Source organism: Sinorhizobium chiapasense (assembly GCF_036488675.1).
Lineage (GTDB): Bacteria > Pseudomonadota > Alphaproteobacteria > Rhizobiales > Rhizobiaceae > Sinorhizobium > Sinorhizobium chiapasense.
On record NZ_CP133148.1, the window covers coordinates 4,034,927 to 4,057,162 of the forward strand.

Annotated in this window: 18 protein-coding genes; 17 read left to right on the top strand and 1 reads right to left on the bottom strand. The window is 62.9% G+C overall.

Features of this window, described 5'->3' with window-relative positions; all coding sequences use genetic code 11:
* Nucleotides 1-11: 11 nt before the first annotated feature.
* The 17 genes from RB548_RS19140 to deoA all read left to right on the top strand — a co-directional run bounded on the left by RB548_RS19140 (nucleotide 12) and on the right by deoA (nucleotide 21,662).
* On the top strand, nucleotides 12-1,334 hold the full coding sequence (locus tag RB548_RS19140; RefSeq protein WP_331372779.1) for a lipopolysaccharide biosynthesis protein: 1,323 nt from the start codon (nucleotides 12-14) through the stop codon (nucleotides 1,332-1,334).
* A complete protein-coding gene (locus tag RB548_RS19145; RefSeq protein ID WP_331372780.1) occupies nucleotides 1,324-2,472 on the top strand; it encodes a GNAT family N-acetyltransferase in 1,149 nt (382 codons plus the stop codon). Before RB548_RS19140 ends, RB548_RS19145 begins: the two co-directional genes overlap by 11 nt.
* 190 nt (nucleotides 2,473-2,662) lie before the next feature.
* On the top strand, nucleotides 2,663-4,267 hold the full coding sequence (locus RB548_RS19150) for a GumC family protein (RefSeq protein WP_331372781.1): 1,605 nt from the start codon (nucleotides 2,663-2,665) through the stop codon (nucleotides 4,265-4,267).
* Nucleotides 4,268-4,281: 14 nt separating this feature from the next.
* Nucleotides 4,282-5,613, top strand: a complete 1,332-nt coding sequence (locus tag RB548_RS19155) for an O-antigen ligase family protein (RefSeq protein WP_331372782.1) — start codon at nucleotides 4,282-4,284, stop codon at nucleotides 5,611-5,613.
* A complete protein-coding gene (locus RB548_RS19160) occupies nucleotides 5,606-6,367 on the top strand; it encodes a polysaccharide deacetylase family protein (protein WP_331372783.1) in 762 nt (253 codons plus the stop codon). Before RB548_RS19155 ends, RB548_RS19160 begins: the two co-directional genes overlap by 8 nt.
* A 9-nt stretch (nucleotides 6,368-6,376) precedes the next feature.
* Nucleotides 6,377-7,621 (top strand): glycosyltransferase family 4 protein, encoded by a 1,245-nt coding sequence (locus RB548_RS19165; protein WP_331372784.1) that lies wholly within the window; start codon nucleotides 6,377-6,379, stop codon nucleotides 7,619-7,621.
* Nucleotides 7,622-7,861: 240 nt separating this feature from the next.
* Nucleotides 7,862-9,106 carry a glycosyltransferase family 4 protein gene (locus tag RB548_RS19170; protein WP_408642384.1) on the top strand — a complete coding sequence of 415 codons (1,245 nt, stop codon included), beginning with the start codon at nucleotides 7,862-7,864 and terminating at the stop codon, nucleotides 9,104-9,106.
* 99 nt (nucleotides 9,107-9,205) lie between these two features.
* Nucleotides 9,206-9,565, top strand: a complete 360-nt coding sequence (locus RB548_RS19175) for a VanZ family protein (protein ID WP_408642385.1) — start codon at nucleotides 9,206-9,208, stop codon at nucleotides 9,563-9,565.
* A 191-nt stretch (nucleotides 9,566-9,756) separates the two neighbouring features.
* On the top strand, nucleotides 9,757-10,755 hold the full coding sequence (locus RB548_RS19180; RefSeq protein WP_331372785.1) for a glycosyltransferase family 2 protein: 999 nt from the start codon (nucleotides 9,757-9,759) through the stop codon (nucleotides 10,753-10,755).
* Nucleotides 10,752-12,920 carry a glycoside hydrolase gene (locus RB548_RS19185; protein WP_331372786.1) on the top strand — a complete coding sequence of 723 codons (2,169 nt, stop codon included), beginning with the start codon at nucleotides 10,752-10,754 and terminating at the stop codon, nucleotides 12,918-12,920. The genes RB548_RS19180 and RB548_RS19185 overlap by 4 nt, the downstream gene beginning before the upstream one ends.
* 141 nt (nucleotides 12,921-13,061) lie before the next feature.
* Complete coding sequence (locus tag RB548_RS19190) at nucleotides 13,062-15,263, top strand: heavy metal translocating P-type ATPase (protein ID WP_331375019.1); 2,202 nt, start codon at nucleotides 13,062-13,064, stop codon at nucleotides 15,261-15,263.
* 244 nt (nucleotides 15,264-15,507) lie between these two features.
* Complete coding sequence (locus tag RB548_RS19195) at nucleotides 15,508-17,043, top strand: ABC transporter ATP-binding protein (protein ID WP_331372787.1); 1,536 nt, start codon at nucleotides 15,508-15,510, stop codon at nucleotides 17,041-17,043.
* Nucleotides 17,040-18,173 carry an ABC transporter permease gene (locus tag RB548_RS19200; protein WP_331372788.1) on the top strand — a complete coding sequence of 378 codons (1,134 nt, stop codon included), beginning with the start codon at nucleotides 17,040-17,042 and terminating at the stop codon, nucleotides 18,171-18,173. Before RB548_RS19195 ends, RB548_RS19200 begins: the two co-directional genes overlap by 4 nt.
* Before the next feature lie 4 nt (nucleotides 18,174-18,177).
* The gene (locus RB548_RS19205; protein ID WP_331372789.1) at nucleotides 18,178-19,149 is read left to right on the top strand and encodes an ABC transporter permease; all 972 of its coding nucleotides are present in this window, start codon (nucleotides 18,178-18,180) and stop codon (nucleotides 19,147-19,149) included.
* A gap of 1 nt (nucleotide 19,150) precedes the next feature.
* The gene (locus tag RB548_RS19210; protein WP_180939687.1) at nucleotides 19,151-19,543 is read left to right on the top strand and encodes a cytidine deaminase; all 393 of its coding nucleotides are present in this window, start codon (nucleotides 19,151-19,153) and stop codon (nucleotides 19,541-19,543) included.
* Nucleotides 19,540-20,349 (top strand): purine-nucleoside phosphorylase, encoded by an 810-nt coding sequence (locus tag RB548_RS19215; RefSeq protein WP_331372790.1) that lies wholly within the window; start codon nucleotides 19,540-19,542, stop codon nucleotides 20,347-20,349. Before RB548_RS19210 ends, RB548_RS19215 begins: the two co-directional genes overlap by 4 nt.
* Nucleotides 20,346-21,662 carry a thymidine phosphorylase gene (deoA, locus tag RB548_RS19220; RefSeq protein WP_331375020.1) on the top strand — a complete coding sequence of 439 codons (1,317 nt, stop codon included), beginning with the start codon at nucleotides 20,346-20,348 and terminating at the stop codon, nucleotides 21,660-21,662. The genes RB548_RS19215 and deoA overlap by 4 nt, the downstream gene beginning before the upstream one ends.
* Here the strand turns inward: deoA and RB548_RS19225 are convergent.
* Nucleotides 21,655-22,176 carry a retropepsin-like aspartic protease family protein gene (locus RB548_RS19225; RefSeq protein WP_331372791.1) on the bottom strand — a complete coding sequence of 174 codons (522 nt, stop codon included), beginning with the start codon at nucleotides 22,174-22,176 and terminating at the stop codon, nucleotides 21,655-21,657. The genes deoA and RB548_RS19225 overlap by 8 nt on opposite strands.
* Between the last annotated feature and the right edge of the window lie 60 nt (nucleotides 22,177-22,236).

The following is a 22,236-nucleotide window of genomic DNA, read 5'->3' on the forward strand; positions in this document are numbered from 1 at the left end:
GGCAGATCGCAATGGCTTCGGAATGCGCAACGGAACCGGGCAGGTACAAGCCATTTCTGCCGATGCTCGTGTCCTATATTGCCTCTGGCGGCAGTCTCGTCATTGGGTCAGCGGCGCAGCTTCTGACCTTCGCGATTCTCGCGCGCTGGCTCGGCGTCCATGAATTCAGCGTCTTCGTTGCGGTGACAGCGGTCGCCAACATTGCCGTTCACTTATGCGGGCTCGGCGCCATGGAATGCCTCGTGCGCCGGGTCGCGCGCGATCGCGCCATTTATCCGCAGATGCTTGGCCACAACGTCATTCTGACGGCGGCAAGCGGCGTGGCGCTGGTCCTGATCGGGGCCGCCGTGCTGCCGTTCTTTCTCAAGCTTTCCGCCGATCCGCTGACGAACTTCGCGGTGATCACGCTGATGCTCGTGACCAATGTCGTGCTGGTTCGCGTCATCGTGCTGGTGGAACAGATCTTTCTCGCCCATTCCGACTTCGCTTCGGCGAACGTCGTCGTGGTCGGTTTCGCGGTCGCACGGACAGCCGCGGCGGCGCTCGCCTGCATTGCCTTCGGCGTCGCCACGGTCGCGTCCTGGGCCGTCTGGCAGTTCATATGCCACGTCCTGGTGGCCTTGGCCTGCATGTGGGCGATCAGGGGGCTCGGTAGGCCAAGCTATTGCATCGTGCGTGAGGAATTGGCGCAGGGCCTCTATTTCAGCATCCCGTTCATCCTGCGCGCCGTGCGCCAGAACGCTGACCTGCTCGTCCTCAGTCTCGTCGCGACCGCCGAGATCGTTTCGAGCTACAGCGTTGCGCGCCGGATGCTGGAGAGCAGCTACCTGTCCGTCGAGGCGCTGCATCGCCTCATCTACCCCGGTTCGGCAAGAATTTCCGCGGCTGGGCTGCATCACGCGCTGGAGCGGGTGCGAAAGGTGCTGATCGCCGCCACCGGCATCAGCGTCGCGGCGGCCGTGGTGGTTTTTGTGCTGGCGCCGATCCTGCCCTATCTGTTCGGCAAGGATTACATTTCTCTCGTCGCATTTGTCAGGAACCTTTGCTGGGTCATCGTACCTATGGCCATCTGGTCTGTGGCGGTGGAAGCGCTCGGCGCTTCGGGTTACCACGCCGCCCGCGCAACAGTGATGGGACTTGGCAGTGTCGCGGGGGCGGCGCTCGCCGCCTGGGCGAGCTGGTATGCCCCGCCTGCCGGTACATTCGTTTCGTTCTATGTGATCGAGATCGCGATGGTTGTCGCCACATGGAGTGTGTTCCTGCATTTCGTTCGGCGCGACAGGGCGCAGGCCGGTCGGCCGGAACTTGCCGCAAGGATGGTGCATGAAGGCTGACCTGCGGGACGCTCAATCGGCGCCGGCCGGCGAAACCGACCTGTGCCGACCGGCCGGCATAAGGGCCATGGAGCGCGGCGACGTCCCCACAATCGGCAAGCTGTTCAACAAGATTTTCCGCAAGACCGACTGTGACGCCGGAGACGATCTCCGGCGGTACCTGGAGACAGTCTTCTTCGGCAGTCCCCATTGCACTCCGGAATGTGGGAGCGTCGTTCACGAGAATGGCGCAGGGGACATCGACAGCGCGATCCTTGCGGTTCCCATCGAGTTCATGGTTCACGGCCGCCCGACCATCGCCCGGCTTCTCTGCGCCTTCATGGCGGACGGCAAGGCCGGGGCAGCGGGTGCCGCGCGTCTTGCCCGCATGATGCGCGCGGCGCGACAGGACATGTGCTTTTCGGACAATTCGTCTCCGGTGAGCGCCGATCACTGGGTTGCCGGCGGCGGTGTCGTCATGCCCATCCAGAGTCTCGAATGGCGACGCTCGTTTCGGCCGTTCACCGCGGGCGCCTTCCTTGCGGGCCGCCGCGTTCCGCTGCTGCGGTTGCGTGCCGTCATCGGCGCGCTTGCATTGGCGGATCGCGTGCTGCGTTGGCGGAGGCCGTCGACGAAACCCACTCCGGTGCCGGGATTTGAGACGCGGCTGGCAAGCCTCGAGGAGTTCCGCCAGTGCGCGGGACCGATGCTTAAGCGCTTTTCGGTTCGCCCCACCTGGTCGCGATCCGAATTCGATTGGCTCGCCGGCGTTGCCTCCTTGAACAGGAGCCTCGGGGCGCTGCACTGCAGGAAGGTGATTTGTGAAAGCGGACGGACCGTTGGCGCATTCCTCTTCTTCGGCAAAGAGAACGGGATTGCCAATGTGCTGAATGTGCTTTGCGAGGAGGGACGCGAATTCGACGTCACCGGCGAAATGTTCGCCTCGCTCGATAGCGAAGGTTATGCCGCCGCCGTGGGCATGGCGCAGCCCTTCCTGATGAATGCCATATTGCGCCAGCGATGGCTGTCCTTCCGCCACCGGGGGTATTTCTGCATGGTCACGCGCCACGCCGACCTCATGGAGGCGGCCTCGCGCAATGACATCTATATCGGCGGCCTCGCCTCGGAGAGCTGGAGCAGGCTGATTACGGATTTCTAAAGCCAGATGAGAAAGTGCTGGCGGTTTTCCGACCGCACTCCGCCCCTGGTTCTTTGCGGCCGGCGAATGGTTACCGACGGCCAGCCGCACTTAACGGAATATTCACCGTGCTGGCTTAGTTCTTAACAATGGATGCGGGGTACGCAGGACGCTCTTTGTTGGCTTCAAGGGCATGCGTGGGGAAAAACGGATGTATCGGCGGAGCGAGCCCGAGGAGCAAGGATTACGCCTGCAGACACGCTATCGGCGGCTTCGCTCCGGCGAAGGCTCGCTGCTCGATCTCGTCCCCACTGCGGAAGAGGAAGAGGCGATCCTTCCCGAAGATCGCGGGATTTCGCTCCGAGCCGTGGATTTTCCGCCGGCCCCACCGGCTCCGCCGGCCCGGGAGCCGGTACAGCCGACCGTTGGTGAATGGCTCCCTCGTCTTCAGCTCATCGGCGAGATCGGCATCGATGACGTGATCCTATGGCTGCGCCACGGGGTGCGGTGGATTGCCATTGCCGTCGTCCTTTGCGTTGCCGCCGCTCTTGCCTACGCGCTGATGGCGTCGCCGCGATACACTGTCTATGCCGACATCGTCGTCGATCCATCCAATCTCAACGTTGTCAGCGACGACGTCTTCACCAGCAACCCGCAGCGCGACGCGCAACTGCTGGAGGTCGAAAGCAAGCTCAGGATTCTCACGTCGCGCAACGTTCTGGCGCGCGTCATCGACAAGCTGCAGCTGACGCAGGATGTCGAGTTCGTCAAACCGTCCCCGCTGGATTTTCTGAAGAACCTGCTCCTGTCGGATCAGGAGGAAGCCGCCGACAAGCACCTGGCGGCGCTGCGCGCTCTCACGGAGCGGGTCGAGGCGCGGCGGGAAGAGCGTTCCTTCGTCGTCGTCATGAAGGTCTGGAGCGAAGAACCGGAAAAGGCCGTCGCCCTGTCGGATGCGATCGTAGATGCCTTTGAAACAGAACTTTTCCAGTCGGCCGCGGAAAGCGCCGGCCGTGTCGCCCGGAACCTGAACGCCCGTCTCGACGAGCTCCGCCGCAACGTGACCGAGGCCGAAAAGAAGGTCGAGGACTTCCGCCGCGCGAGCGGACTGCAGTCGAGCAACGGCGAGCTCGTCAGCAACCAGCTTTCCAGCGAGCTCAATACCCAGGTCCTGGCCGCCCAGCAGGGCTTCATCCTGGCCGAGACGCGTTACAAGCAGATGAGTGCAGCCATCGCCGAGAAGCAGACGGCAAGCGCTTCGGTCTTCGAATCCGCCAACATGACGAACCTGCGGCAACAGTATAATGCGCTCCAGCAACAGATCGGCTCGATGCGGCTGATCTACGGCGAGAGGCACCCGCGCCTCGTTTCCACGCGCTCCGAACGGACGACGCTGGAAGCCGCCATGGACGAGGAAGCCCGGCGCATCCTGGAGCGCGCGAAGGCCGATTTCGACAGGGAACAAACGGCGCTCGGCGCGCTGCGCGACAAGGCACGCGCCGAGAAATCGAATGTCTTCACCGACAACGAGGCCCAGGTCCAGCTGCGCGATCTGGAGCGCGACGCACGGGCAAAGGCGGCGATCTATGAAACGCACCTCGCTCGCGCCCAGCAGATCACCGAGCGTCAGCAGATCGACGCGACCAATGTCCGCGTCATCTCGCGCGCGGTGCCTCCGAACTCCCGAACCTGGCCGCCCCGGACATTCATCCTCCTGATTGCCGGCGGTGTAGCGGGGCTCCTCATCGGTGTGGCAGCCGCGCTGATCCTTGGCCTGTGGAAGTATGTTCGCGGCCCACGGCCAATGGCCGCATAAAGGGAGCCGCAGGCATGAGCAGTGCCACCTACAGCGAGGATCGGTCCACACAGACCCTGATGGCGCCTGCCGGAACCTTTCTGTTCATGGCGATGTTCCTGTTCCTGTGGATCTCGATCGACCCCTTTGTCGACCTGACGGGCGAGGCGATCCTGGACCCTTCGGCCGGCAATTCCAGTCGGCTGAATCAGATCATTTCCCTGGCTCTCTTCGCCGGCACGCTTTGTTACGGTGTGCTTCATCCGATGCGGAATATCATCCTGCAGCCGCGCCTCCTCTTGGCTGTGCTGTTCACGTGGTTTCTTCTCGTCTCGGTCATTTCCGCGCATCCGATCCTCGGCATCAAGGGCGTCGTTCTCAGCGCGATGATGGCGGTGAATGCCAGTGTCTATCTGTTGATGCCGGACTCGGAACGACATTTCGCCAAGATGCTCGGGATAGGCACACTCTTCATGCTGGCGGTTGCCTATTACGGCATCCTTTTCAAGCCGTCGCTTGCCATACACCAGGCCTCGGAACTGCGTGAACCGATGAACGCCGGATTGTGGCGGGGCCATTTTCCGCACAAGAACAGCGCCGCCGCCGCGATGGTGCTTGGCGCCTTCTTCGGTTTCTTCGTCATGAATACCTGGTCGCGCCTCGCCGGCATGGCGATCGTTGCGCTGTCCTGCGTCTTTCTCGTCCACACCGGTGGAAAGACCTCGACGGCGATGCTCCCCGCGATATTGATCCTCGCATGGATTTTCGAGCATGCGCGTTTCCTGCGCATCCCGATCGCCGTCGGCGGTGTTGGGCTTTTCAATCTCTTCGCCGTCGGGTCGGCCGTCTTCATCCCGCTCGGAGAATTCATTAGCCGGCTTGGCATCGACGCGACATTTACAAACCGCGCCGATATCTGGCGTTTCGCCTTCTCGGCGCTGGCGGAGCATCCGTTGCTTGGCTATGGCTTCCGGGCGTTCTGGCAGACGGAAGAATTGGTCTACAGCGGCGGGTCGGTGGAGACGTGGGCCGTGGCTGCGGCCAATGGGCACAATTCCTACCTGGATGTCGCATTGATGACCGGATTTCCGGGGCTGATCCTGACCTTGATCTGGGTCATTCTGCTGCCGCTGCGCGACATCTCCCGGATCGCTCCGGACTGCGAGCACGCCCACCTCACGCGGCTCTTCCTTCGCATCTGGCTTTACACGATTTTCCATGCCGGCCTCGAGACGCTGTTCTTCGAGGGCGGAAATCTGATCTGGTTCACGTTCATGTTCGCGCTCTACGGTCTGCATCTCCAGTCCTCCGCGGTGTTGAAGGTCGATCGGCAACCGGTGAAAAGGAGCACGATGGCGCATGCCTGAGGTCGCACGGAAGATCGACGGGCTCGTCGACCGGTTGGCAAACCGGCTGATCTGGCGCTTCGGCAGGGAACGACGCCGGCTGGAAACGGCAGCGCCGCTCGTCTCCTTCACCTTTGACGACGTTCCCGACAGTGCGCTCGACCACGGGGCAGCTATTCTGGAGCGACACGGCGTCCGCGGCACCTTTTACATTGCCGGCGGGCTTGCCGGTCAGGTGGAACCGGACCGAACGCTGATCTCGCCGGCCGGCTGTGGCGAGCTAGTGGCTCGTGGGCACGAAATCGGCTGCCACACTTTCTCGCATCGCAGGATGCGGGACATGTCCACTGCCGCCCTCGGCCTCGATCTCGATCGCAATGCTGCCTATCTCGAGGGCGTGGGCGTGGCCACCGCCCCGGCAAATTTCGCTTTTCCGTACAATGCAGCCTGGCCTCTGGCGCGTCAGGAGCTTCGTAGGCGTTATCGCACCTGCCGGGCGGGCGGCGAGGCCATCAATCGCGGACTGGTGGATCCGTTGATGCTCAAGGCCGTCGAGATCCGCCAGCCAGAGCAGCACGCGCGTGTGCTGACACGCTGGATAGACGACGTCGTCGAGCGTCCGGGCTGGCTCGTCTTCTTCACGCATGACATAGCGCCATCTCCGACACCCTACGGCTGCACCCCGGAAACCTTCGATCATCTGGTCCGCTATGCGGTCGGCAAGGGATGTCAGGTGCTTCCGGTCGATCAGGTGCTCAACCGGATCAAGTGGTGAGGTGCGCACGTGGCGGGCTTTGCAGATTCCGGGAAAAAGTTGCTGGCGATCAACAACTACTTCTATCGCCGCGGTGGCGCGGAGACGGTCTTTTTCGACCACATGACCATGTTCGGAGAGATCGGCTGGGATGTGGTGCCGTTCGCCATGCAGCACGATCGCAACGAAGCTTCCCCGTGGTCGGATTATTTCGTATCGGAAATCGAATACGGCCGGCAGACGGGTCTGCTGCGAAAAGTCTCTCAGGCCGCGAGCGTCATTTATTCCCTTGAGGCGCAGCGCAACATCGGCCGGCTCATCGAGCGGGTGCGGCCGTCGGTCGCCCACGCCCACAACGTCTATCACCATCTGTCGCCGGCAATCTTCTCGACGCTGAAATCAGCCGGCATTCCGGTGGTGATGACCGTTCACGATCTCAAGCTCGCCTGTCCGTCCTACAAGATGCTTCGTGACGGAAAAGTCTGCGAGGATTGCAGCGGCGGGCGAATTTACAACGTCCTGCGCCACCGCTGCGTCAAGGACTCCGTGTCGCTCAGCGCTGTCGTGCTCACCGAAACCATGCTGCATCGCCTGCTCGGTCTTTACCGCGAAAAGGTGGATCGCTTCGTGGTGCCGAGTCGGTTCTACCTGGAGAAGCTCGCCGAGTGGAACTGGCCGCGTGAGAAGATGATCCATATTCCGAATTTCGTCGACGTCGAGGAGTATCGTGACGACTGGCAGGAGGGAAACTACTTCGTCTTTGCCGGCCGGCTTGCTCCGGAAAAGGGACTCGCGACGCTGATCCGGGCCGTCGCCCTTTCGAAGCAGCGGCTGATCATCGCCGGTACCGGGCCGGAGGAAGCAGCCCTTCGGCAACTCGCGGCCGAACTCGGCGCGGACGTGAGTTTCGCCGGCTATCTTTCGGGGCACGACCTGCATCGCCTGATCGGCCAGTCCCTGGCGCTCGTGCTTCCTTCAGAATGGTACGAGAACGCTCCGGTCAGCATTCTCGAGACCTATGCGCTCGGACGCCCGGTTATCGGTGCGGCGATCGGTGGCATCCCGGAGATGGTGAAGGAAGGCGAGACCGGCCTGCTGGCGGCGGCCGGCGACGGCGAAGATCTCGCGAGGGTCTTGAATGCCATGGCCGATCTTGCACCGGCCGTTCGCGCACAAATGGGCGCTGCGGGCCGCGCCTGGATCGCCGGCGAGTTCTCTGCGGCAGCGTATCGCGCCAGGACGCTCGACCTCTACGCAGCACTTGGGGTCAGCTAGAGCAATTCCAGGAAAAGTGTGTAACGGTTTTCCGTCCGGAATTGTGTAGTTTCAAAGAGTTAAACCGGAGACGGAATCTGCGATTGCGCCACCGGCGGGCGCTGGCGGGAGAGCGCCCGCCCATGCGGTGCAACCGTTTGATTTTTGTGCATTTCCTTCGAAGTTTAAGGAATTTCTTACGGAGACAGTAGGCGCTCGGGGTGCATAAGCCGTCGAGGGAAACCCCTGGGGCTGACAACCATGAGCAGAGAGTCCGAAGTCTCGAGAAACCGGATGGTGCAGTCGAGCGCCTTTCCGCGCACACACAGCATGCCCGCCGGTCTTCCGGAGGAACTCGCAAGCATTCCGCGGCCCGCGGCCGGCCGGCGTGGCCGGCGGCGCGTGGTGATGCTCGGCTTGCGCGGCATCCCCAGCGTCCAGGGCGGCGTCGAGAAGCACGTCGAGATGCTCGCGGGCAAGCTTGTGGAGCATGGCTGGGACGCAGACGTCATCGGACGCCGCCACTACCTGCAGAAGCCGTCGTCGTTCTCCTGGAACGGGATTCGCGTCTTTCCGCTCTGGGCACCGCGACTGATGGCATTGGAAGCCTTCGCACACACCTTCGTAGGTGTCTGTTTCGCGGCTTTGCGCCGACCCGATATCCTGCACATCCACGCTATTGGACCGGCGCTCCTGGTGCCTCTGGCGAGGCTTCTTGGCATGAAGGTGGTCGTCACTCACCACGGCTACGACTACGACCGGCAGAAATGGGGCGGCTTCGCCAAGCGCATGTTGCGTCTCGGGGAGTTCATGGGCATGCGCCTCTCTCACGGCCGCATCGCGATCTCGAAGGAGATCGTTCACGCCATGGGCGAGCGCCACAGGGCGGCCGTGACCTTTGTCCCGAACGGGGTCGCCGTTTCCCCCTTCCGCGGCGACACCGGCATCCTCGCCGAGTTTGGATTGGAGCCGCGCCGCTATATTCTGCTGGCTGCGCGGCTTGTCCCGGAGAAGCGCCAGACGGACCTGATCCAGGCATTCGCGAGGCTCAGCAACGCCGAATTCAAGCTTGTGCTCGCCGGCGACGGGGAATTCGAGACGCCTTACGTTCAGCAGGTGCGGGCAATGGCCGCAAATATCACGGGCGTCGTTCTGGCAGGCTTTCAGACCGGCGACCGGCTGGCGGAGCTCTTCGCCAACGCGGCCCTCTTCGTACTGCCTTCCAGCCACGAGGGCATGCCGATCGCGCTCCTGGAGGCAATGGCCCATGGCCTGCCGGTGCTGGCGAGCGACATCGTCGCCAACCGCGAGTTGGACCTTCCTTCCGACGACTATTTTCCACTGGGCGATATCGACGCGCTTGCAGCCGCGATCAGCAGCAAGATTGCCAATCCTCCGAGCGAGGAGCAGGTCCTTTCGAAGATCAGGCATGCCGAGTTGACCTACAGCTGGACGGGGGTCGCCGCAAAGACGCTTGCGGTATACGGGGCACTGCTGTCGAAATAAGCCGGGTCCTCCCGCGGCGCTGCTGCAGCGTTTTGCACCATGCACGTTATCCTCGGTACCGCTCTGGGGAAGACAGGTCACGACGATTTGGATTGAAGCATGAACGTCAGACGCATCGCATCGCTGCTCGCTTGGCTCTTGTTCGGCGTGATCGCCTATTCGACGCTGTCTCCGATCGGCATGCGCCCCCATATCGGCACATGGGTGCATGTCGAACGGTTTGGCGCTTTCGGCCTCCTCGGCCTCCTGTTCATGATCGGCTATCCGGGACGTTTGCCGTTTGTAATTGCGATCGTGCTTGCAACGGCGGTCGGGTTCGAATTGCTGCAGATGCTGTCCATGGATCGTCACGCCCGCTGGGAAGATCTTGCGGTCAAGCTCGCAGGCGGCGGTTGTGGCGCGGCGGCGGCGTGGTTCATGGTGCGGCAGTGGCCGCGCTTGCTGCACCGCGCGCCGTGAATAAACCAAACCTCAAGTTATCCCGGCTAGAAACGATTGCCGGACTGCTCCCTGCATGTTTCCTTAAATCGTCGCCGATTTGAGGATAAAAACATGCAGCAATTCAAAGTGCTACAGCGTCCTTTGCGCGTCTGATAAGACGCGCGGCGCTGTAGGCCGTCACGACACCCTGCCGACATCTGGGGGCTCTTTTGACAATATCCGTCATCATAAAAACCTTGAATGAAGAGAAGCGGATTGCCGCGACGATCGAGAGCGTCGTCGCGGCATTGGCGGACAAAGAGGCCGAAATCATCATTGCCGACAGCGGGTCGTCCGATCGGACCGTGGATATCGCATCACAATATCCGGTCACCGTCGCGCAGATCGTCCCGCCGGCGCTTCCGAGCTGTGGCATCGGGCCGCAACTCGGTTTCCAGTATTCCCGCCACGCCTTCGTCTGCCTGATGGACGGCGACATGCTGCTGGATGCCGAATTTCTCGACGCGGCGATCGTTTTCCTCGCGGAAAATCCCTCGGTTGGCGGTGTTACCGGCCACGTGGAGGAGATGCTCGTTTCCAACCTGGAATTCGCCCGGCGCGTCAAACGCAACGCGCCTGAGAACCGCATCGGCCCGATCGACCGCATGAACGGGGGCGGACTCTATCGGCGCGCCGCGATTGAGGATGTCGGCTATCTTTCGGACCGGAATCTTCACGGCTACGAGGAGTTCGAGCTCGGTGTGCGGCTCAGAAGCGCCGGATGGGGGCTCCATCGTCTCGACCGTCGCTTCGTCCAGCATTTCGGCCACACCGTCAATTCCTACCGGCTGCTCGTCCGCCGCTGGAAGAGCAAATATCTTTACGGCATCGGCGAGTTGCTACGCGCTTCCTTCGGCAAGCCCTATTTTCTGCAGGTGCTACGGGAACTACCTGAACTGAAATTATGGGCCTTCGTCTATCTCTGGTGGGCGCTCTCGCTCGGCCTGATCCTGTTCCTGCCCGACAAGGGTATGGCGATTGCCTCGGTCTCAGCCATATTTGCAGCCGTTGTCCTGCTGGTCAGCCTCAAGAAGCGCGGCCTCGGAATGGGCCTTTATACGGTCGTTGCCTGGTTCTTCCATGCCGCCGCTCTGGCCGTCGGATTGTTCCGGCCACGCCTGAAACCGGGCGCGCCAATCGAGAGCAGAATCCTCGGCAAACCCGCATGAACGGCCGCGCACTGCTCGCCGCAGCGGTGGTTTTTTTTGCCGGTCCGCCTGCCCACGCCTCCGACCAATGGCTGCCGGTCCGGGAAATCTCACTAGAGGTCCGTGCGGGCAGCCCGCTCGACTTCTCGTCCGTTTTGCCGAACGACACTATCGATGCAGGCCACCGGCTGATTGCCGGCCCGAAGGGGCAACTGTCCTTCGCTGAGGCTCCGGAAAAGCCGGTCAGGATGCTCTGCGCCTCGCTCGCCTGGAGCCCGGCTTCCGGCGGCTTCCCGGACCATGACGGCGCTGACCGCTATGCCCGGCAACTGGCGCTGCATGGCTATAACATCGCGCGGCTGCACTTCACCGATGCGAGCCTGATGTTCGGCCGGCATGAGGATTTCGACTTCGATCCGGAGACGCTCGACCGCATCCACTACCTGCTTGCCGCGCTCAAGCGCAACGGCATCCACTGGATCGTCGACGGCCTGTCGTCGCCGCGCGGCGCCTACGGTGGCTACGATGATCGCTGGGATGCAAATGGAAATCTGAAGCTCCTGCTTCATTTCGATGAGGAAGCCTTCGCCCACTGGAAGAGGTCGCAGGAGAAATTTCTGGGCCGGGTCAATCCCTATACGGGTGTCGCGCCAATCCATGACGATGCTCTGGCGCTGGTGATCCTTGCCAACGAGAACGGCATCGAGTTCGACGGCGTCGTGCATGATCGCCCGACCAAGCCGCCGTACGACCCGGCGCTCGCTACCCCATTCAACCACTGGCTTGTGAAACGCTACACCTCGACCGAGACGCTCGCGAAAGCCTGGGGCGATCTTGAGGACGATGAACGGCTTGAGACAGCTTCCGTGAAATTGCCGGCCGATAGATACGCCGATAGTCCCCGCATGCGCGATCTCCAGGCCTTCATCGTGGACGTCGAGCGATCATCGGCGGCGCGGATGAGCAAGGTCCTGCGGGATCTCGGATATAGGGGGCTGATCAGCACCTACAACAATTGGCCCACGGTGCAGACGGGCTTGAGCAGGCGCGACCTCGAGGCCGTGACGATGAATACCTATCACGACTGGGTCGGTGGCTATTCTCCAGGCAGCGCGCTCCTGCAGACAAGCGCGATTGCCGACAGTGCCAACTATATGCGCATGATCGCCGCTGCGCGCTGGCTCGGAAAACCCTTCATCGTCAGCGAATACGATCATCTCTTCTGGAACCGCTACCGCTACGAAGCGGGCCTCGTGATGCCGGCTTACGCGGCGCTGCAGGGCTGGGACGTGCTCTGCAGGCATGCTCATGGGCCGATCGCGCTCGCCTACGGCGAGCCCTATCCTCACAAGAAGGCGATGCTTCCCTATGCGATCGCGCTCGATCCGGTCGCCCGGGCGGGTGAAACGCTTGCGGCGCTCGTCTACCGGCGGGGAGATGTGGCGACCTCGGCGATAACGATCCCCTTCGCGGTTCGCGGCGAGGAAGATCTTGGCGAGGACATGCAGGCGCGCGAGCCGGATCAATCGACCGATCTGGCCCTGGTCGGCCGCGTAGGGCTGAAGCGCTCAGATCCAGCGCGGCTCGACATCGGCGTCGTCCAACCGCGGACCCAGGTCAGTGCTGATATCCTCGCCGAGTTCCGTGACATCGGCATCCTCCCGCCCGGCAATGCCACAGATGTCGAAAGGGGGCTCTATGAAAGCAGCACGGGAGAGATCGTGCTGCAGCGCGCCACCGGGCAGCTGCGCGTCTCGACCGCTTCGACAGAAGCGGCCGCATTTTCCTCCCTTCGTGAGCCGATCGATCTCGGTATTCTGCGGATAGAACGGGCTGACGGGAATGGGCTCGTCGCGCTGTCGGCGCTCGATACGCCCGCGACCCTTCCCGACAGCCGCCGTTTTCTGCTGGTCTTTGCGACCGATGCCCAGAACACCGGCATGGTCTTTCGTGACAGCGAAGAAAAGGTCATCGAGGATTTCGGCAGATTGCCGGTTCTGATCCGAAAAGGTGAGGTTGACTTGGCGTTGTCGCGAACGGCAGCGAAATGGAAGCTGTCACCGGTCGGCCTCGACGGTACCGTTCATCCGCCGGTTGAAAGCGGAACGGGCCCGATCTCGTTCCGGCTTTCGAATGACGCGCCCGACGGGCCGACCACCTACTTCCTCCTGGAACTCGAAGGCTGATTTGCGATCGACGTCGCTATGGCGCGAAAATGCTATATTTCTCCTTGCACCTCTAGTGGCTAGAGGTCTTAGCCTGCTTCCGATTTCGCTAGGAGAAGGCATGTGAGCAACTTTCGGGAAAGCAGATACCGCGTCGAAGGTATGGATTGTGCGTCCTGTGCATCGAAAATCGATACCGCCGTGCGGCGCATTTCCGGCGTGGAGGACGTCAGGGTGTCGGTCACCGCGGGTACGATGACGGTTCGCCACCTGGACGGGCGCGAAATCGGCCCGGACATTTTGCGCAGGGTCGGCGGCCTCGGCTACCGGCTATCGCCGTTGGCGGGCATGAGCGTCGGCGAAGCGCCCGGTGCCGGCGGCTGTGGTTGTTGCGACCACGCGCATGGGCACGACCACGCTTCGTCGACGGATGAGCCGACCCGTACCAGCCCGATGCGGCTGGAGACGACTGGAAGTCACGGCCATGATCATGGATCTGCCGCCGGCCCCTGGTGGAGGACGGCCAAGGGACGGCTTGTCGTTGCGTGTGGCCTCGCGCTCGCGGTCGCCTATGGCGCCGGCAAGTTTCTGCCCGCGACGGGGCCCTGGATTTTCACGCTCGCCATGCTTGTCGGCCTCGTGCCGATCGCAAGACGCGCGCTGATGGCAGCACTTGCCGGCACGCCCTTCTCGATCGAGATGCTGATGAGCGTTGCCGCTCTCGGAGCCGTTTTCATCGGCGCCACGGAGGAAGCGGCCATGGTCGTCTTTCTGTTTTTGATCGGTGAACTCCTGGAGGGCGTCGCGGCGAGCAGGGCGCGGGCGAGCATACAGTCGCTGACGGCGCTCGTGCCGAAATCGGCGCTCATCGAGATCGATGGCCGGACAAGCGAGGTTCCGGCCGAGAGCCTGCCGGTGGGGGCGACGATCCTGGTCCGGCCGGGAGACAGAATTTCCGCGGACGGCGCGATCCTTTCGGGCGAAAGCATGGTCGACGAAGCGCCGGTCACCGGGGAAAGCGCGCCCGTTCGCAAGGAAGCTGGCGACGACGTGTTCGCCGGGACGGTCAATGGCGACGGTGCACTGCGTGTGCGCGTCACTGCCGCGTCCGCCGACAACACCATTGCACGCGTCATCCGGCTGGTCGAGGAAGCGCAGGAGATGAAGGCGCCGACTGAGCGTTTCATCGATCGCTTCTCCCGCTACTACACGCCGGTAGTCGTCATCGTCGCCGCTTTGGTTGCTTTGATGCCGCCGCTCCTCTGGGGTGCGGCCTGGGGCGAATGGATCTACAAGGGGCTTGCGATCCTGCTCATCGGCTGCCCCTGCGCGCTGGTGATCTCCACGCCGGCGGCAATCGCCGCGAGCCTCTCGGCGGGCGCTCGCCGCGGCCTGCTATTGAAGGGCGGCGCGGTACTTGAGAGTATCGGCCGGGTTACCGCTGCCGCCTTCGACAAGACCGGTACGCTTACCGAAGGGAAGCCGAAGGTCGCCGATGTCGTAGGCTTCGACCTGACGGAAGCGGATGTTCTTCTGTATGCGGCAGCACTCGAACACGGTTCCAGCCATCCGCTTGCGCTGGCTATCCGCACCCGCGCCGCTGCGGACGGGCTGCAGCTTCCCCCGGTCGCACGCGCCAGGGCGATCGGCGGCAAGGGTATCGAGGGCTCAGTCGACGGGGTCGAGCTTTTTCTCGGCTCGGTGGAGGCGGTCGACGAGCGCGTGCCACTCTCCGCGACTGAGAAGCAGCGGATCGCGAGCCTCCACGACCAGGGAAAAACCGCTTCCGTTCTGGTTGTCGATGGCCGGGCAGCGGGGGCGCTGGCGATGCGCGACGAGCCGCGCGCCGATGCGGCAAAAGGCGTGAAAGCGCTGAGCGACGCCGGTATCCGCGTAGTGATGCTGACGGGCGACAACCGCCGCACAGCGGAGGCGATCGGGCGCCCCATGGGAATCGAGATCCATGCCGGCCTCCTGCCGGAGGATAAGCAGAACATCGTTCGTCAGCTGAAAGCCGAGGGACTTCAGGTTGCCAAGATCGGTGACGGTATCAATGACGCGCCGGCGCTGGCGGCAGCCGATGTCGGCATTGCCATGGGCGGTGGAACGGATGTTGCCCTTGAAACGGCCGACGCCGCCTCATTGCATGCGCGTGTCTCCGACATCGCCGCCATGGTCAGGCTTTCGCGGGCGACGATGCGCAATATTTACCAGAACATCGGCATGGCGCTGGGCCTGAAAGCGGTCTTCCTCGTCACGACCATCGCCGGCGTCACGGGCCTCTGGCCCGCGATCCTGGCGGATACCGGCGCGACCGTTCTGGTGACCATGAATGCCTTGCGGCTGTTGCGGCCGCCCGCCTGAATGTGAAGCCCGCCTGGATATGAAGAATGAGCCGTCGCCGTTTTGCGGCGACAATCACGTGATAGGGCTGTGTATATTCACGCTGGACTCTCACCAGCGATCCGGTGAGAGTATAAGGAGATCACGATTGAGGGCTTTCGCGCCCGAAAATCGATGATAAACTTATACCAAATGGTAAAAAAATTGCCGGCACGGTTTGGGAAGAGAACCGAAGCAGGGCAAGATTGGGGATCGCAGGGCCAATATGGACAATATTGCCATCGAATTGCGTGGGATCGATAAGAGTTTCGGCCCCGTCCACGCCAACAAGAATATCAATCTCAAGGTTCGCAAAGGCACGATCCACGGCATTATCGGAGAGAACGGCGCCGGCAAGTCGACCTTGATGTCGATCCTCTATGGCTTCTATCAGGCCGATAGCGGTGAGATCGTCGTGGATGGGCGGCCGGTTTCGATCCGCGACCCGAATACGGCGATCTCCGTCGGCATCGGCATGGTGCACCAGCATTTCATGCTGGTCGAGAACTTCACTGTGCTTGAAAACGTCATGCTCGGTGCCGAGGACAGTCAGATCCTCAACAAGGGCATCGCCAAGGCGCGGCAAGAGCTGAAGCGGCTGGAGAAGGAATATGCGCTCGAGGTCAATCCGGACGCGCCGATCGAGGAACTGCCGGTTGGTCTCCAGCAGCGCGTGGAGATCCTGAAGGCGCTCTACCGCAAGGCCGATATCCTGATCCTCGACGAACCGACCGGCGTGTTGACGCCGGCCGAGGCCGATCATCTCTTCCGCATCCTCGGTCAGCTCAAGGCCCAGGGAAAGACGATCATCCTGATCACGCACAAGCTCCGCGAGATCATGGCGATCACCGACGAGGTCTCGGTGATGCGTCGCGGCGAAATGGTCGCAACCCGCATGACAGGTGAGACTTCGGTCGAAGAACTCGCGGAACTTATGGTTGGCCGTCGCGTGCTGCTACGCGTCGAGAAGGGCGAGGGCACGCCCGGCGACGTGAAACTTTCGGTTCAGGGCCTGACGGTCAAGGACAGCCGCGGCGTCACCATGGTCGATGACGTCTCCTTCGAGGTGCGGGCCGGCGAGATCGTCGGCATTGCCGGTGTCGCCGGCAATGGCCAGTCGGAGCTGCTCGAAGCGATCGCCGGCATCCGCAAGGCGACCTCCGGAACGGTGCTGCTCAACGGCGAGTCCGTCGATGTGACGGGCCATAGGGATCCCGCCGCGCTCAGGGTTCGCGGATTGGCGCATGTGCCGGAGGATCGCCATCATGTCGGGCTTGTCCTGAAGTTCGAGGAGAGCGAGAACGCCATCCTCGGCTACCACAACGACCCGCGCTACCTGAACGGCGTCTTCCTGAACATCGATGCGATCCGCAAGGATGCCGAGGAGAAGATCGCCAAATATGACATCCGTCCGCCGAACGCGCGGCTGAAGACGGCCAATTTCTCCGGCGGTAATCAGCAGAAGATCGTGCTTGCGCGCGAAATGGAGCGCGGACCGGACGTGCTGATCATCGGCCAGCCGACCCGCGGCGTCGACGTCGGCGCCATCGAATTCATCCACAAGCGGATCATCGAGATGCGCGATCAGGGCAAGGCCGTCCTGCTCGTCTCCGTCGAACTCGATGAGATCCGCGCGCTCTCCGACCGCATTCTCGTCATGTTTGCCGGACGTGTCGTCGGCGAGCGCAGCCCCGAGGCGACCGAGGGCGAGCTCGGCCTCCTGATGGCCGGCGTCGAGGGCCGCAAGGAGGCCGCAGAATGAGCACCCCTTATGCAAAGCTTCCGGGCTGGGTCGAATACGGTCTGGTCCCGCTGGTCAATCTTGCCGTTGCCTTCATCGTCGCCGGACTTGTCGTCCTGCTCGTCGGTGAAAATCCGTTCGAGGCCGCCTATCACCTGATCAACGGCGCCTTCGGCCGCGGCGAATATATCGGCTTCACGCTCTACTATGCGACGACCTTCATCTTCACCGGTCTTGCCGTCGCCGTTGCGTTCCACTGCGGGCTCTTCAATATCGGCGGCGAAGGGCAGGCCTATGTCGGCGGCATCGGGGTGGCGCTCGCCTGCCTCTGGCTGGACCAGACGATGCCCTGGTACGTGGTCTTCCCGGTCGCGATCATCGGTTCGGCCTTCTTCGGTGCGCTCTGGGCGTTCCTGCCCGGCTGGCTGCAGGCAAAACGCGGCAGCCATATCGTTATCACCACCATCATGTTCAACTTCATTGCCTCGAGCCTGATGGTCTACCTGTTGACGCGCGTGCTGAAACCGCTCGGGTCGATGGCGCCGCAGACACGCACTTTCGCCGAGGGCGGCCAACTGCCGAAACTCGACTGGCTGCTCTCCATTTTCGGACTGAACATCGGTACGGCACCGTTCAACATTTCCTTCCTGCTGGCGCTGGCCGCAGCTTTTGCCGTCTGGGTGCTGATCTGGCGCACGAAGTTCGGCTACGAGATGCGGACCATGGGCCACAGCCCGTCCGCGGCGCGTTATGCCGGCATTCGTGAAAGTCGGATCACCGTCATCGCCATGATGATCTCGGGCGGGCTCGCCGGCATGATGGCGCTGAACCCGATCATGGGCGAACAGTTCCGCATGCAGCTCGATTTCGTCCAGGGGGCGGGCTTCGTCGGTATCGCCGTCGCGCTGATGGGTCGCTCTCACCCGGGCGGCATCATTCCGGCGGCGGTCCTCTTCGGCGTGCTCTATCAGGGCGGGGCGGAAATCGCCTTCGAAATGCCGTCGATTTCGCGCGACATGATCGTCATCATCCAGGGCCTCGTCATCCTCTTTGCCGGTGCGCTCGAAAACATGTTCCGCCCCGCCATCACACGTCTATTCGCGATGTGGGGCCAGCGCGCCGCCGCTGTCGTGCAGACCAAGGGAGCCTGAAGTCATGGATTTCTTCCACGTCCTCGTCGTGCTCCTGGAATCGACGATCCGGGTCTCGGTGCCGCTGGTCTTTGCGGCGCTCGCCGGGCTCTTCACCGAGCGGGCCGGCGTGTTCGATATCGGTCTCGAAGGCAAGATGCTCGGTGCAGCCTTCGCTGCGGGCGCCGCCGCCGCCGTGACTCAATCGGTCTGGGTCGGCCTACTCGCCGCGATCCTCATCTCCGTGCTCCTGTCGCTCGTCCACGGCTATGCCTCGATCACCCAGCGCGGCAACCAGATCGTCTCGGGTGTCGCGATCAATTTCATTGTCTTTGGCGCCACCGTGATCCTTGGCGAGGCCTGGTTCCGCCAGGGCGGCCGCACGCCGGCGCTTGCCGAAGGCGCAAGGTTCCAGATCATCAATTTCCCCGGGGCGGATGCGATCCGCGAGGTGCCGATCCTCGGGCCGATCTATGCGGATCTGCTTTCCGGTCATTTCCTGCTCACTTACCTTGCCTTCGCCATGGTGCCGATAAGCTGGTGGATCCTCTATCGCACCCGTTTCGGCCTGAGGCTGCGCGCTGTGGGCGAGAACCCGGGAGCGGTCGATACGGCTGGCATCTCCGTGATCTGGCTGCGCTACCGCGCGGTCATCTGCTGCGGCATTCTCTGCGGCTTCGCCGGCGCCTACCTGTCGCTGGCGATGACAGCCGGTTTCGTCAAGGGCATGACGGCGGGCAAGGGCTACATCGCACTTGCCGCCCTCATCTTCGCCAAGTGGCGGCCTAAGAACGTCATGCTCGCCTGCCTGCTCTTCGGTTTCCTCGATGCCCTTGCCATCCGTTTGCAAGGCACGCCGCTGCCGCTCGTCGGCCAGGTTCCGGTGCAGTTGATGCAAGCGCTGCCTTACATTCTGACGGTCATTCTGCTTGCCGGCTTTATCGGCAAGGCAATACCGCCCAAGGCGGGCGGCGTACCTTACGTAAAGGAGCGCTAAGATGGAGAACGATCTGTTCGTTGCGGCGCGTGAAGCTATGTCGAAGGCGCATGCGCCCTATTCCAAGTTCCCGGTCGGTGCCGCCATCCGCGCGGAGGACGGCAAGATCTACACCGGCGCGAATATCGAGAACCTGTCCTTCCCGGAAGGCTGGTGCGCCGAGACGACGGCGATCAGCCACATGGTCATGGCCGGTCAGCGCAAGATCATGGAGGTTGCCGTCGTCGCCGAGAAGCTTGCCCTTTGTCCGCCCTGCGGCGGCTGCCGGCAGCGGTTGGCGGAATTCTCCGGCGCAAGCACGCGGATCTATCTCTGCGACGAGACGGGTGTGAAGAAAACGCTGGCGCTCTCCGATCTCCTTCCGCACAGCTTCGAAACAGAGATCCTCGGATGAACGACGCGGCGGAGTTCCTGAAGACAAGGCTGGGAGGGTTTGCGCCGCGCTATGGGATTGTGCTCGGCTCCGGACTCGGCTCGCTGGTCGAGGCCGTGGAGGAACCGGTTCGCGTCCCCTTTGCGGAGATCCCGGGCTTCCCGTTGAGCAGCGTCTCCGGCCATGCCGGCGAATTGGTGGCGGGCGAGCTTGGTGGCGTGCCCGTGGCGATGCTCTCCGGTCGGGTGCATTATTACGAGCGGGGCGACGCCAATGCGATGCGCGTGCCGATCGAGGCGCTGAAGCGGCTCGGCATCGAAAGTCTCATCCTGACCAACTCGGCAGGGTCGCTGCGGGAGGATATGCCGCCGGGCTCGGTGATGCGCATCGCCGACCATATCGGCTTTTCCGGTTTCAACCCGCTGATCGGCGTCGAGAGCGACGATCGCTTCGTCGGCATGACGAACGCCTATGACGCGGAGCTTGCCGAACGGATGCAAAAGGCTGCGGCCCGGCTTGGCATTCCGCTCCAGAGCGGCGTCTACATGTGGTTTTCCGGTCCTAGTTTCGAGACGCCGGCCGAAATCAGGATGGCGCGCATTCTCGGGGCGGACGCCGTCGGCATGTCCACCGTTCCCGAAGTCATCCTGGCGCGCTTTTTCGGCTTGCGGGTTGCCGCCGCCTCCGTCGTCACCAATTTCGGTGCGGGCATGACCGGCGCGGAACTGAGCCACCATGAGACGAAGGATATGGCGCCGGTCGGCGGCAAGCGGCTGGCTGCGATCCTCAAAGAGATGATTGCGAGCGAAGCCTCAGCGGCGGCCTGACTATGCTCCCACAGGAAGTGATCCGACGGAAGAGGAACGGCGACCAGCTTGAAGCGGCCGAGATCGCCGGCTTCGTCAAAGGCATCGCCGATGGCTCCATTTCGGAAGGCCAGGTCGCCGCCTTCGCCATGGCCGTGTGGTTTTCCGGCATGAGCCGGGACGAATGCGTGGCCCTGACGCTGGCCATGCGCGATTCCGGTGACACGCTCGACTGGAGCGCTCTCGGTCGGGCGATCGTCGACAAGCATTCGACCGGCGGCGTCGGCGACAATGTCTCGCTGATGCTGGCGCCGATCGTTGCCGCCTGTGGTGCCGCGGTGCCGATGATATCCGGCAGAGGCCTCGGTCACACCGGCGGCACGCTGGACAAGCTCGAATCGATTCCGGGTTACAACATCCAGCCCGCCGCGGCCCTTTTTCGAAACGTGGTCGACGAGGTCGGTTGTGCGATCATCGGCCAGACGGCAAACCTCGCGCCGGCAGACAAGCGCCTCTACGCCGTCCGTGACGTGACGGCGACGGTCGATTCGGTGCCGCTGATCACCGCTTCCATTCTCTCGAAGAAACTTGCCGCGGGACTCCAGTCGCTCGTGCTCGACGTCAAGCTCGGCAACGGCTCTTTCCTGACCGATGCCGACGAGACGGAGATCCTCGCGCGCTCGCTCGTCGATGTTGCGAACGGTGCTGGTGTCCGCACGTCCGCCTTGATTACAGACATGAACGAGCCGCTCGCGGACGCGGCCGGAAATGCGCTCGAGATCGACAACTGCCTTGCTTATCTGCGCGGTGAGAAGAAAGGCACGCGCCTTGACGCGGTGGTCATGGCCTTTGCAGCGGAAATGCTCGTCGCCGCCGGTCCGGCGGCCGATCGAAAGCAAGGGGAAACGATGGCGCGCCACGCGCTTGAAAGCGGCGCCGCAATGGAGCGCTTCGGCCGCATGGTCCATCTGCTCGGTGGGCCGGCGGACTTTGTCGACCGGCCGCAGACCTATTTGAGAAAGGCACCGGTCGTGGTGGCCGTGGAAGCGAGCCGAGACGGCTATCTCGGAGCCTGCGAGACGCGCGAACTGGGCATGGCCGTTATTGCGCTTGGCGGCGGGCGGACCCGTCCCGACGACCGGATCGACCACAGCGTCGGCCTCTCGGGCCTGCGCCCGCTTGGAACGAAAGTAGCGAAGGGCGAGCCGATCGCATTCGTTCATGCGGCTGATCGGGAGACGGCCGAAGCCGTACGCAACGCAGTTGCGGCGCTTTACACGATCGCGGACCAAAAGCCGGATCCGCGCCCGATCGTTGTCGCCCGCATCACCTGACGAGATGCAGCGCTCCATTCTCGACGCGGTAGGACGATAGCCGGCTCAGGAAGCTCATGCCGACGAGCATGCCGGAAAGCGCCTTGTCGGGAAGGACCATGGCATCGACATCCTTGAGCGTGATGCCGCCGATCTCGACGCGATCCAGACGGACATAGGCAGCCTCGACAATGCCGTTGGCTGTCTGCGCCCGCGCACTGAAAGCGAGGCTGCCGACGGAAACGCCGAAGCGACGGGCGGCCGAAGTGTTGATCGCAATCGTGCTTGCCCCGGTGTCGACAAGCCCCCTTTCCGCGCGCCCGTTGATGCGAAACGTGCCGAAGAAATGGCCGGCGGGATCGGCTTCAAGAACGACGCCCTTGCCGCTCGCATATTTGGCGGCGGCAATGGGCGCGGTGCGCGGAGCGTCTTGCGCCGCCTGGTCCCGTCGTTCGAGATAGGTGGACGCAAGGTCGGGAACGACCAATGCAACAAGGGCGAGGCCGCCGGCAAAGGCAAGTAGACGTGTAATCATTGCTGAGGTCCCGGCCGTTGACCGTGCGGTAGGCGTCGCAAGCGACCGCACGCGCTCCGC

What these genes read in the sequence shown, in the direction of transcription:
- RB548_RS19140 (WP_331372779.1), top strand. Translation starts at nt 12, where the DNA reads ATGGCTTCGGAATGCGCAACGGAACCGGGCAGGTACAAGCCATTTCTG.
- RB548_RS19145 (WP_331372780.1), top strand. Translation starts at nt 1,324, where the DNA reads ATGAAGGCTGACCTGCGGGACGCTCAATCGGCGCCGGCCGGCGAAACC.
- RB548_RS19150 (WP_331372781.1), top strand. Translation starts at nt 2,663, where the DNA reads ATGTATCGGCGGAGCGAGCCCGAGGAGCAAGGATTACGCCTGCAGACA.
- RB548_RS19155 (WP_331372782.1), top strand. Translation starts at nt 4,282, where the DNA reads ATGAGCAGTGCCACCTACAGCGAGGATCGGTCCACACAGACCCTGATG.
- RB548_RS19160 (WP_331372783.1), top strand. Translation starts at nt 5,606, where the DNA reads ATGCCTGAGGTCGCACGGAAGATCGACGGGCTCGTCGACCGGTTGGCA.
- RB548_RS19170 (WP_408642384.1), top strand. Translation starts at nt 7,862, where the DNA reads ATGAGCAGAGAGTCCGAAGTCTCGAGAAACCGGATGGTGCAGTCGAGC.
- RB548_RS19175 (WP_408642385.1), top strand. Translation starts at nt 9,206, where the DNA reads ATGAACGTCAGACGCATCGCATCGCTGCTCGCTTGGCTCTTGTTCGGC.
- RB548_RS19185 (WP_331372786.1), top strand. Translation starts at nt 10,752, where the DNA reads ATGAACGGCCGCGCACTGCTCGCCGCAGCGGTGGTTTTTTTTGCCGGT.
- RB548_RS19190 (WP_331375019.1), top strand. Translation starts at nt 13,062, where the DNA reads ATGGATTGTGCGTCCTGTGCATCGAAAATCGATACCGCCGTGCGGCGC.
- RB548_RS19195 (WP_331372787.1), top strand. Translation starts at nt 15,508, where the DNA reads ATGGACAATATTGCCATCGAATTGCGTGGGATCGATAAGAGTTTCGGC.
- RB548_RS19200 (WP_331372788.1), top strand. Translation starts at nt 17,040, where the DNA reads ATGAGCACCCCTTATGCAAAGCTTCCGGGCTGGGTCGAATACGGTCTG.
- RB548_RS19205 (WP_331372789.1), top strand. Translation starts at nt 18,178, where the DNA reads ATGGATTTCTTCCACGTCCTCGTCGTGCTCCTGGAATCGACGATCCGG.
- RB548_RS19210 (WP_180939687.1), top strand. Translation starts at nt 19,151, where the DNA reads ATGGAGAACGATCTGTTCGTTGCGGCGCGTGAAGCTATGTCGAAGGCG.
- RB548_RS19215 (WP_331372790.1), top strand. Translation starts at nt 19,540, where the DNA reads ATGAACGACGCGGCGGAGTTCCTGAAGACAAGGCTGGGAGGGTTTGCG.
- RB548_RS19225 (WP_331372791.1), bottom strand. Translation starts at nt 22,176, where the DNA reads ATGATTACACGTCTACTTGCCTTTGCCGGCGGCCTCGCCCTTGTTGCA.